The 14,212-nt window shown below is 42.5% G+C and carries 15 protein-coding genes; 3 read left to right on the plus strand and 12 right to left on the minus strand.

Going from position 1 to position 14,212, the window contains the following annotated elements:
* Positions 1 to 49: 49 nt before the first annotated feature.
* Positions 50 to 475 carry a nuclear transport factor 2 family protein gene (locus FN960_RS04730; protein WP_185970924.1) on the minus strand — a complete coding sequence of 142 codons (426 nt, stop codon included), beginning with the start codon at positions 473 to 475 and terminating at the stop codon, positions 50 to 52.
* Positions 476 to 591: 116 nt separating this feature from the next.
* On the opposite strand from FN960_RS04730, the gene FN960_RS04735 reads away from it, so the two are divergent.
* Positions 592 to 1,179 (plus strand): TetR/AcrR family transcriptional regulator, encoded by a 588-nt coding sequence (locus tag FN960_RS04735; RefSeq protein WP_143847417.1) that lies wholly within the window; start codon positions 592 to 594, stop codon positions 1,177 to 1,179.
* A gap of 44 nt (positions 1,180 to 1,223) precedes the next feature.
* Here FN960_RS04735 and FN960_RS04740 read toward each other — a convergent pair whose 3' ends face one another.
* From FN960_RS04740 to FN960_RS04760, 5 genes are all read right to left on the minus strand, one after another.
* A complete protein-coding gene (locus FN960_RS04740) occupies positions 1,224 to 1,907 on the minus strand; it encodes a response regulator transcription factor (RefSeq protein WP_143847419.1) in 684 nt (227 codons plus the stop codon).
* Positions 1,879 to 3,045 carry an alanine racemase gene (gene alr, locus FN960_RS04745; RefSeq protein ID WP_143847421.1) on the minus strand — a complete coding sequence of 389 codons (1,167 nt, stop codon included), beginning with the start codon at positions 3,043 to 3,045 and terminating at the stop codon, positions 1,879 to 1,881. The genes FN960_RS04740 and alr overlap by 29 nt, the downstream gene beginning before the upstream one ends.
* On the minus strand, positions 3,042 to 4,109 hold the full coding sequence (locus tag FN960_RS04750) for a D-alanine--D-alanine ligase family protein (RefSeq protein WP_143847423.1): 1,068 nt from the start codon (positions 4,107 to 4,109) through the stop codon (positions 3,042 to 3,044). Before FN960_RS04750 ends, alr begins: the two co-directional genes overlap by 4 nt.
* A 169-nt stretch (positions 4,110 to 4,278) precedes the next feature.
* Positions 4,279 to 4,911 carry an SCO family protein gene (locus tag FN960_RS04755; protein WP_143847425.1) on the minus strand — a complete coding sequence of 211 codons (633 nt, stop codon included), beginning with the start codon at positions 4,909 to 4,911 and terminating at the stop codon, positions 4,279 to 4,281.
* 290 nt (positions 4,912 to 5,201) lie between these two features.
* A complete protein-coding gene (locus tag FN960_RS04760) occupies positions 5,202 to 6,011 on the minus strand; it encodes a phytanoyl-CoA dioxygenase family protein (RefSeq protein ID WP_143847427.1) in 810 nt (269 codons plus the stop codon).
* 140 nt (positions 6,012 to 6,151) lie between these two features.
* On the opposite strand from FN960_RS04760, the gene FN960_RS04765 reads away from it, so the two are divergent.
* Positions 6,152 to 6,925 carry a helix-turn-helix domain-containing protein gene (locus tag FN960_RS04765; protein WP_143847429.1) on the plus strand — a complete coding sequence of 258 codons (774 nt, stop codon included), beginning with the start codon at positions 6,152 to 6,154 and terminating at the stop codon, positions 6,923 to 6,925.
* Between the two features lie 63 nt (positions 6,926 to 6,988).
* Entirely contained in the window at positions 6,989 to 8,740 is a 1,752-nt protein-coding gene (locus tag FN960_RS04770; protein WP_143847431.1) for an ABC transporter ATP-binding protein, read from the plus strand.
* A 378-nt stretch (positions 8,741 to 9,118) separates the two neighbouring features.
* Here the strand turns inward: FN960_RS04770 and FN960_RS04775 are convergent, their stop codons facing one another.
* From FN960_RS04775 to FN960_RS04800, 6 genes are all read right to left on the minus strand, one after another.
* On the minus strand, positions 9,119 to 9,961 hold the full coding sequence (locus FN960_RS04775; protein WP_185970925.1) for a helix-turn-helix transcriptional regulator: 843 nt from the start codon (positions 9,959 to 9,961) through the stop codon (positions 9,119 to 9,121).
* A 76-nt stretch (positions 9,962 to 10,037) separates the two neighbouring features.
* Positions 10,038 to 10,820: an SDR family oxidoreductase gene (locus tag FN960_RS04780; protein ID WP_260681921.1), complete on the minus strand. Its 783-nt coding sequence runs from the start codon at positions 10,818 to 10,820 to the stop codon at positions 10,038 to 10,040.
* Positions 10,821 to 10,943: 123 nt separating this feature from the next.
* A complete protein-coding gene (locus FN960_RS04785) occupies positions 10,944 to 12,050 on the minus strand; it encodes a sensor histidine kinase (protein WP_260681922.1) in 1,107 nt (368 codons plus the stop codon).
* Positions 12,043 to 12,603, minus strand: a complete 561-nt coding sequence (locus tag FN960_RS04790; RefSeq protein ID WP_143847435.1) for an acyltransferase — start codon at positions 12,601 to 12,603, stop codon at positions 12,043 to 12,045. The genes FN960_RS04785 and FN960_RS04790 overlap by 8 nt, the downstream gene beginning before the upstream one ends.
* A complete protein-coding gene (locus FN960_RS04795; protein WP_143847436.1) occupies positions 12,594 to 13,481 on the minus strand; it encodes a D-alanyl-D-alanine carboxypeptidase family protein in 888 nt (295 codons plus the stop codon). Before FN960_RS04795 ends, FN960_RS04790 begins: the two co-directional genes overlap by 10 nt.
* A gap of 393 nt (positions 13,482 to 13,874) precedes the next feature.
* Positions 13,875 to 14,171, minus strand: a complete 297-nt coding sequence (locus tag FN960_RS04800; protein ID WP_143847438.1) for a hypothetical protein — start codon at positions 14,169 to 14,171, stop codon at positions 13,875 to 13,877.
* Between the last annotated feature and the right edge of the window lie 41 nt (positions 14,172 to 14,212).

A 14,212-nucleotide genomic window follows, 5' to 3' on the forward strand; every position in this document is an offset into this window, starting at 1 on the left:
TTCCTCCTTATTTACAATTATATACTCATACTTATTAAGCCTCTTATTCCTATGAATCTATTGCAGTTAGCGGATTAAAGTAGTCTCGTTGAAGGCGGATTTGCCCTTCACTTGTATTCATGACGATTACGTAGCGGTTGTCATACGTTTTGCCTGACGCTTGAATGGTGCCTTTAGCTGTAAGTTCGGCAACCACCCAATCCCTGTCATCCAAAGAGTGGATGAAGACCTCTGAAAAGCTTTCGAAATCGATGCTAGCAGGCAAAGACTCAAAGTATGAAAGAATAGCCTTCTTACCACTTAGACGCTTAGGTTGACCAGGTGGATTAAACGGCAATTCTAAGAGTGCATCGTCATCCAGCAACGTAATCCACGGTAACGGATCATTTGCCCGAAACCCAGCCAATGCCTGTTCAAATACCTCAATTGCAGAGGGATAGTTAACCATTTCATTGCTTTTTAGAAAATTATCCATTAAAAGAACCTCCATTTCACAGATAGATTGATATAGGTTATAATTATAAGCGGACTAACGGTCCGAATAATTATTAATATACGGACCATCAGTCCGTTTGTCAAGAGGTGTATTTCATGAACCAAAATAATGAACGTGCGGATGCCGCTCGTAATCGCCAAGCTATATTAGATGCCGCTTTGGCGCTCTTTGCCGAAACGAATGACCCTGCTACACTTACAATGAATGCAGTGGCTGAGGCGGCCGGAGTCGGCAAAGGTACTGTGTTTCGACGCTTTGGAGACCGAGCATCGTTACTCCGTGCCGTGTTCGACCTTCAAGTAGACCGAGCAGTTCAGAACATAGAATATGGGCCATTTCCTCTTGGACCAGACACTCCACCCATCGAGAGGATAGTGGCCATACTCCAGACCATTGTTGTCCTGAAACTCACAAATAGGTCTCTCACTCAAGCAGTGGAGGCAATTGCTTCATCCTCTACTAGCAGTCCTTTTGTCTCAAAACAGTATTCCTACATCGAGGAGAAATTAAAAATACTCCTCAGTGAGCTTGTGCCTGAATCTGAGGTGATATTCACTGCTCATGCCCTGTTGGGAGCAACTCGTATAGATCTGCTTAATTACCTTACTGCCCAGGAAAATATGAATGACGATGAGATTCGCCAAGGTCTCGAGGCCTTCCTACTTCGCGTGTTAAAAAAATGACCATAAAAAAGGCAGCCATTGGCTGCTTTTTTAAATATATTATTTCACTCAATCTTATACCCCACGCCCCATACCGTCTGAATCACCTTATAACCTAGCACTTTCTCTAGCTTATCTCGGAGGTTACTGATATGAACCATCACCGTGTTGTTCGAGTCATAATATTTTTCCTGCCACACTTGGCGGAAGATCGTTTCTGAATCAAAGACTTGCCCCGTATTGCTTGCAAGCAGGTAAAGGATTTCGAATTCCTTGGAGGTCAGTTTGATTTCAGCTTCATCTACTGTCGCTTTATAGCGTTTTTTATCAATTTTAAGATGGCCGAGTTCAAGCATGCCTTCTTCCTTGGGTGCGCCGCGGTAATAATAGGCTCTTCGAAGTAGCGCTTTTACGCGCACCACTAGCTCGAGAATGTTAAAGGGTTTAATGACATAATCATCTGCTCCCGTCATGATGCCAGTGATTTTGTCCATGTCCTCTGACTTGGCACTCATCATGAGGATAGGAATATCATGGGTTTGTCTAACCTTTTGGCAGAATTCCAATCCATTCATTTCAGGCATCATCACATCTAAAACAATGAGGTCAAACGAATGCTTACTCATTCGTTCTAACGCTTCGATTCCATTCACAGCCTTTGTTGTTGTGAATCCTTCATTATTCAGAGAGATACTAACGAGGTGAGCAATTTCGTGATCATCATCCACAATGAGAATGTGCTTGGACAAACGTTTTCACTTCCTTTTTGCTGCTTGATCTATAGACTCGTGGGGCTCTAGCTGAAAGACGGCAGGCTAGTTCATTGGTGATGGTAGCTGATTTCTTTGCTATTGTACCCATGTTAATCGTATGCTTTTGACTTGTACCAATTAATATTACTTGATCTCCTTCTATTACACCATCTATATTCGTTACGTCAATCATTAGTTGATCCATACAAATGTTCCCAACCTGCGTAGCCACTTGCCCGTTTACAAGAACTGGAGCGGATTGACCAGACAGATTTCTTGGATACCCATCCGCGTAACCAATCGTTACGGTTGCAATTCTTTTTGGCGAAGGAAAGCTGCTTGATCTTCCATACCCAATGCACTCATGTGCTTTGATCATTTTTACCATAGCAATGGTCGCTTTTAGCTCAATAACTGGCTTTAAGCCCACCTCTCGTACCTCTCCAGATGGAATGCCAAAGAGCATGATCCCTGGTCGAACATAGTCATATGGCAAGTGAGGATGATTGATTATACCACCACTGTTTTGTACATGCGTGTGGCCATACGGATACCCCTTTAGTTTGTCTAAACATTGATTAAATCGATTTAATTGGAGCTCGGTAAATGAAACATCCTCTGGGAGGAGACTGTCTGCTACAGACAAATGACTATAGATGCCACGAACACGCAGCTGCTTATACGTAAATACCTCTTTTATCTCATTAATTTGATGGTGCGCAAAACCGAGGCGGTTCATTCCTGTATCCACTTTAATATGAACTTGCGCCTCCACACCAGATGCTTTAGCAACCAAGGCTAACGCTTGTGTGTACTCAACCGAAAAAACCGTTTGAATGAGCCGGTGTTTGGCTAGCTGATGTACCTCCTGAACGGATGTTTTGCCTAAGATTAATATCTCAACAGATGCAAGCAGCCCCCTGACCTCTATAGCCTCTTCTAATGTGGCAACCGCAAAGGATGTGACCCCTGCTTGGTACAAGCTCTGTGTCACTTGCTCTATTCCATGACCATATGCATCAGCTTTCACAACCGCCATAATTTTTGTTTTAGAAGGAATGAGTGAGTGGATCACCTGCACATTGTGAAGTAGATGATCTAGGTTCACCTCTGTCCACGCCCTGTGCTGAGTCATACTGGCACACCTCCACGCAATGCCAGCTCAATCAATTCGTCCACTAGCTCTGAATATGTCATTCCTGATGCTTCCATCATACGAGGGAATCTGCTTGATGGAGTAAATCCTGGCATCGTGTTGATTTCATTAAAAACGATTTCCCCATTATCCTTTATAAAAAAGTCCACTCTGGCTAAGCCTTTACACCCTAGTAACTGATAGATTTGAATGCCTAACTGTTGAACCCGCTTAAGAAGATCATTATTTTTTCGTGCGGGTACATACTGCTTAATCTCTCCCAAGAGGTACTTATCATCGTAATCAAGGAACTCCTTGCTTGGTTCTATTTCCCCTACCAGACCTACCTCGGGAAAGTCATTGCCATATACCGCACAGCCAACCTCCATCCCAACCACAGCCCCCTCACACAATACTTTATGGTCGTGAGTAAAAGCATGGTTTATCGCTGCCTCTAACTCCTCTCCGTTTGTCGCTTTTGTAATGCCGTAGGAGGACCCTGCATTGGCTGGCTTCACAAAGATTGGATACCCTACCTCATGCTCGGCCCACGCTTGCACCTCATGAAACTGATAATCTCGCTTTTGAAAATAGATAAATTCTGTCGTTTGAAAGTCCGCGCTTTTAACAAATTGCTGCGCATAGACCTTGTCCATGCAGAGGGCAGAGCTCACTGTTCCACAGCCAACATATGGTACGTTAGCAATATCCAACAGCCCTTGAATCGTACCATCCTCTCCATTTTTGCCATGAAGCACTGGAAAATAACAATCTACATGAAGATAGGAGGTTGCTGGACCATCTAGTAGAATGAGTCCGGGCTTTTGATGGTCTGGGCTAATGACAACTCTTTGGAGGAACGGGCTTTTCTCCCAGCTTTGATTTTTGATTTGCTGACTAATACCATCAAACTTATACCAGCTGCCATCTCGTGTAATTCCAACTTTGATCACGTCATACTTTGTAGCCGGAATAGCATCAATAACCGCCGCTGCCGACTGTAACGAAACCTCATGCTCTGTTGATACCCCGCCAAATAGAACCACAATTGTTCTTCTCTCCATCTTCACATCTCTCCTGACTTATGATTGTGATTCCATCATAAGAAATGCCATTAAAGAAAACGGAAAGAAAACCTTAAGAATCTTAAAGAAAGGATGGAACGAGAAAAAGCCCTTGTGGAGGGCTTACGATATAGAGAGCATACGCTGTATGACTATACTTAACATAGTATTAGAGGCCTTCATTTACAGTATTCTCAATATCCATTAATATATCATCCTGATCAACCATCATTCCGTCATATGCTTTTATCGCCTTGCCAGCAGGGTTTATTAGGAAAAAACGGGTACTGTGCATGATATCCTCACTTCCTTCCACTTCTTCAACTGGTGATAAGAATGCTACCTTTGAAAATTCCGCTAGTTCCTTTTGTTCGTACCCTGTAGCAAAGGTCCAATTACTAAGGTCAGCGCCTACATTCTCACCATATTTCTTTAGATGTTCTGCATTGTCATACTCAGGGTCAACAGTAAAGGAGACATAAGAGACATCTAAATTTTTTGCTTGTGTGGATTCTTGTAACGTTTGCATATTGGGAGTCATAATCGGACAGACAGTAGGACAATTAGTAAAAAACATCTTGGCAATCCAAAATTCCCCCATTAGTTGCTCCGTTCCCATATTATGACCATTATGATCCGTAAATGAGAAAGAGGGAACTTCAGTATTAAACTCGTTTACACCTTCAAGATCTTCGCTTGAGGAAAGATCCATGTTATAGACCCAATTACATCCACTTAAAAGGATTAAACAAATAAATGTCACTAAAAATGAGAATATATTAGCATTTGACCACTTTTTCATTTCTTCTCCTCCTGTTGTTCATCATTAACAAACGAATGAACCATTAATTATCATAAAAAGGAGTTGTGAAATAAAATTGAAGTCTATACATCGTTTAGAAAACAGACACAACTAGTTTGGGGTAATGTAAACATGTAGACTCAAACAGTATAGGGGAGGCTAAAGTTTCACTAGGCATCCTTACTAAACAGTGAAAATGCCCCTAAAGTCAGACTCCTCCGCTTTCATAGGCGAAAACGGAGCAAGTCTAATTGTGAGTGAGGAGTGTTTTCGGTCGTATTTTTGATTAATTAATGCACATAAGGCACATCATACTCAACACCACAAGGCCCTCCGTCTGGATTAGCTTCTTTCTCCACAGTCGTACCGTCAGCGCGGAACAGTGGGTGGTAGTGCGAGGAGATATGAGTGGCTGAGCTGTTTGCGTAATGACAGATGAACGAGCGTCGGAAGCGGTCCTTGGTTTTATTCCGGTACGATCCATGAATAAGGTTCCCATTAAAAAAGAGTACGTCTCCCCGATCCATCTCTATCGGCACTGCTTTTTTGCCGTGTGGTGGCTTGACGTAATGCGTGGTAAATGACTCTTTGGCATCTGATAATTCCGGGCATTCAATTTCATGCTCACTTGTTTTTGGCACAACTAAAAGTGCTCCATTTTCTTGATCGGTTGGATCCATGGCCGTCCAAGCTGCGATACAATTTCCCGGCTCGACCTTTAAATAAAAATTATCCTGGTGAAGCGCCTGCCCACGTGCCCCAGGGGGTTTGTAATAAAACATGCTTTGGGCCGCCAACGCCTCTTCCCCGTATAGTTGGTTAAGTACATTCAACACTCGCTGATGTAGCATATATTTTTTGGCTGTTTCGCTAAAACGATGCGGATGCATGACCCTTGGATAACGTTTGAGGGGATCGTTTATTTCTGGATTTAAATCAGGCTCAAAAAAACCAGGAATGGTTTGATTGCTAATGTCCTCAAACGTGTGATCAATCTCCACTAACTCATTCTCCATAAACAATCCCTGAAGAATTAAGTACCCCTCTGTCTCAAACTGCCTTTTCTGCTCTTCAGTTAGAACATGATGATGGTTCACCATTCGTCATTCCTCCCTTAATCATTGTTAAGATAGCCCCAGTATACAGTTGAGTCATCGATTAATTGAAGGATTAATTTTGCTAAATAGTCATACGATTCTGCTATACTTTTAGAAACAACTATGTGGGAGGGGCATGATGAATGGATACACATCTTCATGAATTAATCATTGCTGGGCATTTTCACGAGGATGACACCTATTCAATTAAACGACCAAATGGAATGGATGATTGGCTGATTACGTACACAATAGATGGCGAGGGATATTTTAGAGTTGGAGATAAGGAACAGCGAGTGACGAGCGGAGATGTCGCAATCGTAAAAGCAAACACACCTCATCAGTACGGGACACCAGAAGGCATGAAGTGGAACTTCGTTTGGGCTCACTTTGGCAATGGACTTATGGACTCAAACCTTCTCCCAACTGCCGGATTAAATTATCAGCATGTAGAGCAACACGCTAGTCGAGAGCGTATCCAACAAGCTTTCCGTCGCATTCTCTTTGACTTTCGCGAGCAAGGCCACAACTGGCATGAGCTATGTTTAGGTGCACTAAGGGAAATTTTCATTCTGTTTGCAAGACAACAAAACAGTGGCTTAGACCCCCGAGTAGAAGAAACCCTTCATCTCCTGGCAGAAAACATGAACCATACCTTCCGAATTGAAGAGCTAGCTTCAAAGGTAGGACTCTCAGGGTCTAGGCTCTCCCATCTATTTAAAGAGCAAACGGGAGACTCTATCATCGAGGCTCTTAATAGAATGCGTGTGAAGCAGGCTGCTTTACTTCTTACCCATACCAACCTAAATGCAACCGAAGCGGCAGATAACGTTGGGTTTCAGAATTACAATCACTTCACCAAGCAGTTCCGGAAATATATTGGGATGACACCGCGACATTTTAGCAGAAAAGACTAAATAACTCTTCCCATCCAAATCCATATACTGTAAGATTTCTGTATAGAGAGAAGGAGGCATGATTTGAAAACAAAAGAGCTTTTGCTATTTATGCTGCCGTATCTAAAGAAATACCCGCGTTCCTATAGTATTCTATTTATTTTTATCGTAGTAAGTATTTTTATTCAGACAGGCTCTGCTTGGTTCTTTCAAAACATGACAAATAGTATCTTTGAGACACAGCAAAACAGTTTAACCTTCTACTTATGCATAGGTATTGTTCTTATTGTCATTATTATGGTAACTAACTATATTAATTCCTTCTACATAGCTAAAACCACAAGTTTGATTAAAAAAGATGTGCGCACGGAATTGTTTAAGCACCTATTACAGCTACCAACGAGCTATATTAGCTCTACTCATAGTGGTCAATTACAATCTCAAATTCATCAAGATACGGGTCAGTTGGATGGTGTCCTAGGGCATAACATTGCTCAATTCATTATCCTGCCTATTTCAGGAACGGTTGCTCTAATCTATCTTTCGTTTATTAATATTCCTTTAGCTTTTATTACTTTATCACTCGGTCCTATGATTTTACTCGCTAGCAAACTATTCGGAGGATTCATTCGAAATAATGGAGAAGTGATTCAGGAGAATGTAGCTAGGATGTCTAAGCAGCTGCAAGAGACCTTTGAAGGCCATACTCTGATCAAAATCTTTCGTTTAGACCAAACCCTGACCAATAAATATGTAGAGATCAACGAGGATTTGATTCGCACCCAACTAAAGGAAGGGAAACTAAGTGGATTATTGCAAGCGATTGCAATCGGTATCGGCTACGGAGCGCAGATCTTAATTTTTGCGATTGGTTCCTTTTTTGTCGCAAATGGACAGATTACAATCGGTGATTTGTTAGCGTTTGTTGTTTTATCCCAATCGCTCATTTCACCATTTTCAAACATGGGCCAGCTGTGGGCTGAGTTGCAACGCTCCTTATCTGCTGTTACCCGTATCCATCATTTTCTACAGTTACCCAAAACTCCATATCTAGAAAAAATAGACGTCGAACAGAAGCCTGTGTTTATTTCATTTGAACACGTGTCTTTTTCATATGAGCGCGGGGAAAACGTTTTACAGGATATTCATTTAGACATTCAACCTAGCCAGCGAGTGGCGATTATTGGAGAAAGTGGTTCAGGCAAGAGTACGTTAATGAAACTGTTACTGGGCATGTATCAACCAACCAAGGGGGGCGTTTTTATCCAGCCTGAGGGTGGTGAAAAAGAAAAGCTAGAGGCTCTTAATCCTTACACATCCTATGTCCCACAAGATGCCTTTCTATTTGATGAGTCCATTTATGAAAATATTAAATATGGAAAGTTAGATGCTTCCGACGAAGAGATTAAAACAGCGGCGCAAAAGGTCAGCGCAGCCCCATTTATCCGTAACCTGAGCGAAGAGTATCAGTTTCAAGTAGGAGAACGAGGCAATCAGCTTTCAGGTGGTCAGCGCCAAAGGATCACACTAGCCCGTGCTTTTATTGGAGATCAGTCCGTCGTTGTATTTGATGAGGCCACCTCTGCCTTGGACATTCAGACTGAGGAAACCATTTTACATCAGCTTATGCAGAAGAACCAGAATCAAACAATGATTATGATCACCCACCGCCTGTCCACTGCACTCTATTGCGACAAGATCATCTTAATGGGAAAGGGCTCTATCCTTGCGCAAGGCACACACGAAGAATTGATGACGAGTAGTAACCAGTATCGTGAGCTTTATCAAAGATATATAGAGGCAAATACGAGAGAGCACGTCACTCAGGTAAGGTGAGTAGCAAATAGGCAGGTTCTTGGTAAGGGAGGGCTCCTTTTTATTGATGTGCGGAGCACTCTTCATTACATGCGGCCGCCCTCTATCGACATGCTGCGCTCTCTCATTACATGCGGCTCCCTCCTATCGACACGCGGTGCCCTCTATTTACATGCGGCTCCCCTCTATCGACATGCGGCGCTCTCTATTTACATGCGGCTCCTCTCCATCGACATGCGGGGCCCTCTATTTACATGCTGCGCTCTCTCATTACATGCGGCTCCCTCCTATCGACATGCGGGGCCCTCTATCGACATGCGGCTCCCTCCTATCGACATGCGGCGCTCTCTATTTACATGCGGCTCCCCTCTATCGACATGCGGTGCTCTCTATATCCTGTTACTCTGCTAGAAGCTCTCGGATCTTCCCTTCCGTTATCCCATCTTCCTTTGGTACATGGATGGCGATGAGGATATCTGCTACGGTTTCCTGCGGTCGAAAGGAGAGGTAATCAAAGGCTAGCTTGCCAGCGGTTGGATGGTGGATGATTTTATGCTCCGTTGTATCTTCTTCCACCTCATGAAGCTCCCAATATGCTTTAAATTCTGGACTTGCGGCGATGAGGTTTTCCGTTTGCTCATTCCACCATGGGTCATCTAGGTACTGTGCGCATTTGGCTCGGAATTGGGCAACGACTCGCTTGGCATGAGGCTCCCATTGATCTCCTTTCATCGCTCGGAAATCTGCTGACATAAAGGTGACCCAGATGTAATTTTGTTCCTCTTTAGGGAGCTGCTCTAGTTTTCCAAACACTGCTTTAAACGCATCATTACTAACAATCATATTCATCCGTTCATCCAATAGGCATGCCGGGGAATAACCGAGACTCTTAATAAATTGTTTGATGGCACCATTCACTTCCGATGACTGTGTAGGTTTTACCGGAGGCGGTTGACAATGCGCCAGCAAAAATAGGTGACGGTGCTCGGCCGGGTTGAGCCGAAGGGCTTGAGATAAATTCTCCAATAATTCTATCGATACGTTGATACTTCGTCCTTGCTCGAGAAATGTATACCATTCCAAACTTATGCCAGCTAACGTTGCGACTTCTCCTCGTCTGAGACCTGGTGTCCGCCGATATCCTGTCTGGGGTAGGCCTACCTCCTTAGGCGTCAGTCTTTCACGTCGACTACGCAAAAAATGGGAGAGCTCTTTGTAACGATTTAAAGGTAGTTTGGACAAGTTAAGCGCCTCCAATGACTAAGCTTAAAATAAGGTTAAGTATACAGTATCCTCAGCTAGGACGTCGATTTCAAACTTACTTGATTGGTGCGATCATGCGATTTACTGAGCCACTCATCATTTTTAATCCTAAAGCAGGGGAAAGGCGGTTAATGATCTTTAAAAGGTTACTTGCTCCTGGTCTGATTTCAAAGCGATCTCGCTCGATACCTTTAATCGCAATTTTAGCTAAATCTGCTACCGACATGACTGGAACTCCTTTTGCATCTGACGCCTCAAAATTATTTAGCAACGGGGTATTGACGGGCGGTGGAGCCAACTCAAATACGTTGACTGACGTGTTCTTTAGCTGAACTCGTAGCGAGCGTGTATAGGAGTGAACTCCTGCTTTCGTCGCTCCATAGATTGGTGAAATGGGGAAAGGAACAAACGCTAGCCCAGAGGAAACGTTGACAATCGCTGCGTTTTTTTGGCTTTTCAGCAAGGGTAAAAATTGTTGATTCATGCGTACAGTTCCTGTCAGATTTGTTTCAATTTCAAGGCTTAGGTCTTCCAAGCTTCTAGTGGCGTCATGCAAATTGATTTTTCTCATAATGCCCGCATTATTGATAAGGATATTAAGCGTTGGAAACTGCTCCTTTACTGTGATGTAAAGGCTTGTGATTGACTCTGCATTGCTGACATCATGTTGAATTGTGTGCACCCTTTTCAGCTTTTTTTTTGCTTCGTCTAATCGATTTTGATTTCGACCTGTGATAATGACTTGATTACCCATTTCAAGAAGTCTAGTAGCTAGTTCGAACCCGATGCCTGATGCTCCGCCCGTAACAAGAATGGTATTGTTTTGCAGTTTCATCATAATCCCCCTATCCTGAATAGAGCCGGAATCGTCGGCTCCTTAGGTGAAGTATAATTGCTACCACAACGCTCAAAAAGAGGGGCAGTGATACGGGTATAATCACTCCCCTGGTTAAAAGCCACCTCACTCATTCGGTAGCTTGACTGTAAATGCTGTCCCTGCTTGGTCACTTGTTACGTGAATGTTACCCTCATGTAGCTCGACAATATTTTTTGCGATGGCTAGTCCTAGTCCTGAGCCTCCGGTATCCTTTGAGCGTGAACTGTCTACACGATAGAAGCGTTCAAAGATATTTGGCAGGTCGGACTCGGCAATAGGCTCCCCGTAGTTTCGGATATCAACCTCAGTCCAATCTACAGATTGATGTAGGGTTATATCAATAAACGGAGCGTCCGATCCGTACTTGATGGCATTGCCGATGATATTTTCAAATACTCGTGACAATTTCTCCCCGTCTACTGAGAGCATGACATCTTCATCTGGTAGGTGCAGCCTGCAGTCTAACCCTGCTTCACTCATTTGTAGATAATAATGAGAGGTCATCTGCTTTATCACTTCTTTGAGGTTAATGGACTCCTTATTTAAAATCAGCTTTGGGTTTTTGGTACGGATATATTCAAATAAGTCATTGACCATTGTGTTCATTTGCTTTGTTTTTTCATAGGCGATATCCGTATAATAACGCAATGTCACTTCGTCTTTATATTGGTCTCTCTCAATCAAATCAAGATACCCTATAATCGAGGTAAGCGGGGTTCGCAAGTCATGAGAGACATTGGTGATCAGTTCTGTTTTTGATTGCTCAGCAATTCTTTCTTCATGTACAGTTTGTTCAAGCTTCTCCACCAGCTGATTGACTTGAGTAGCCAGTTGACTCAATTCATGATTCCCTTTCACTTCAACTCGCTGTGTGAGCTGGCCATTCACCATTTGTTCCACGTCTTTTTCTATTTTTACAAAGTAATGAATATAGCGATGACCCATTAATAAAAAGATTGCGATGGTACCTATAAAAAAGAGAATATTAATGAGATTAAAGAATTCAGCGGTGTAAAAATTAATCGCTTCTCCAAAAGACGCTGCAATCCGATCAAACATGTTCACATACCAAGCATTCCCAGAGAATTGATACAAAAAATAAAGTCCAGCTACCGCCAAACTAGCTGAAAACCCACTTATCAGCAGGAGTGAAATAATTTTTAAGGCAATCGCCAGATAACGACTATTCAATGTTCTCTTCCTCTCCTTTAAGGGACTTCACAGGCTTAGCCGGTATACCTGCATATAAAACATGTGGTATACAATTGGAACGAACGACAGATCCAGCAGCGATGATACAGCCGTCACCTATTGTCACTCCAGGCAGGATGGTAGCACCGGCACCAACCCAGCAGCCTTTACCTATTTTTATTGGCCTTGTTTCAGCAAGACCTGCTCTTTGATAATCCGGGCCAAACTGATGAGTAGACGTACATATCACAGAGCGAAAGGCGATATACGTATTCTCTCCTATCTCCACTCTTTTTTTGCAATCAATAAATACATCATGGTTGATAAGTACATTTTTCTCAATGAGAAGATTTGACCCTATAATGGTACAGCCACTCCGAACCTCCGTACTTTTTATCTTAAGACCAGCTGCTCGATAAGCCATATACCGTATTGATCTCGGAGTGACATATGATCGCCCGATAATATTTACGAGTACATCATGACTCATTCGTTTGTAAAAACCCACGGCATTTCGATTAACTTTATCATACCATGTTCGCATTAGTTCCATAGTGTATGTCGTGCCTCCTTTAATGTCACAATGGAAGCATCTAAGGAAGGAATATACATCTCATTAAAAGCCATAGACATCAGCTTCTGTGTCTCCACAAAGCGAGAGTCAAAATGTGGTGTTCCTAGCACTACTGTGATGTAACGCTGACCTTCACGCTCAGCCGTCCCAACAAAACAATAGCCCGCAGCATCTGTGAAGCCTGTCTTTAATCCATCCAGCCCTTCAAAAGCAAGACCTGGTTTAGTTAGCATGTGATTGGTTGTTTGAATCCGTTCATTAAAGTGTTCCAAGACGTAGGAAGGCTTAGAAGTATCTTTTAAGACCTGAGGATATTCGGTTATTAATGCATGAGCTAAAGTCGCCACATCCCTTGCGCTCATCACATTGCTTTCACCTCTTGCTTCGGTTAAACCAGTTGAGTTCACAAACCTAGAATGTAACAGTCCCAGTTCTTGAGCCTTCTCATTCATACGTTCGGTAAAAATTGTCTCACTGCCAGCGATGTGTTCCGCTACAGCAGCGGTAGCATTATTAGCAGAGGGTAAGAGCATCGACATATATAGATCATGAACAGAAATCCTGTCTCCTTCTGATATATTAACCCTGACTCCCTCTTTTTCGGCCGCCTCCTTGCTTACTTTTACAGAATCAGCCCAGTTCAGCTCGCCAGATTCTATATATTCAAACAGAATATACTCCGTCATCAGCTTTGAAATACTAGCCACCGGAACAGGTACATCCATGTCCTGTTCCATGAAAATTTTATCCTGATTCACATCAAGTACTAACGCTGGTCCGTGATACATTGTTGTCGTTGCATTTATAAATAAAAATAATCCGAACCCAAAGCTAGTTACCGCCATTAAACTTTTCATTTCCTTCAGCTCCTTTAACACCGAGTTTACGGAGGAAATGATAAGAAAGCGGAAAGAAAAACTTAAGAAACATAAAGAAGGTGCTCTTAAAGTATTTTGTAGAAATGAGATTTATAAGGGGTTGATGGAAAGAGGTCATTCGTTTCTTTGTCCGTAGTAGCCAAAATTGGGAGTTGAACCTTTTTATAGGGCTCACTGACAAACGATCTTTCTAAGACTGTAAACGGTATAACAATTTATCACAACAATAATCAGGACATAACCATTCCTAAATCCAAGAACAACAATATTTAAATTTTCCAGCAAATAAACAGGAAGTATAATATGATTAGCGAATAAGTAAATAAAATTGGCCACGGTATAAGTCCCGTGGCCAATCTTTGTACTTTATAATCAATCTATACCAATACGGTATGTTCCACTTTTATTTAAGGCTTTTGCTTTTAGGGTGTATGTTCCGCTGTTCCAAGGTATTTTTTCAAGTTTCACTGATTTACCTGGAGATATATCCTTTGTTCCTCCAACCTGTGCGCCTTTGCTGTTAACGATCATGACTCTAATCTTTCCACCGTTACTAGCATCACTTGTAACGGCTGGCCGATCGTTAAAGATGTTATTTGATGATGTTACATTGGAATACGCAGAAGTCGTAAGATAGACGGTTCCATTCCAATTTACGAGTATACCCATTTCTCCGTCGTCTTCAACCTGGTTTTCGTCAAATAGTACAG

This window comes from Alkalicoccobacillus porphyridii, assembly GCF_007293315.1.
GTDB classification, from domain to species: Bacteria; Bacillota; Bacilli; order Bacillales; family Bacillaceae_D; genus Alkalicoccobacillus; species Alkalicoccobacillus porphyridii.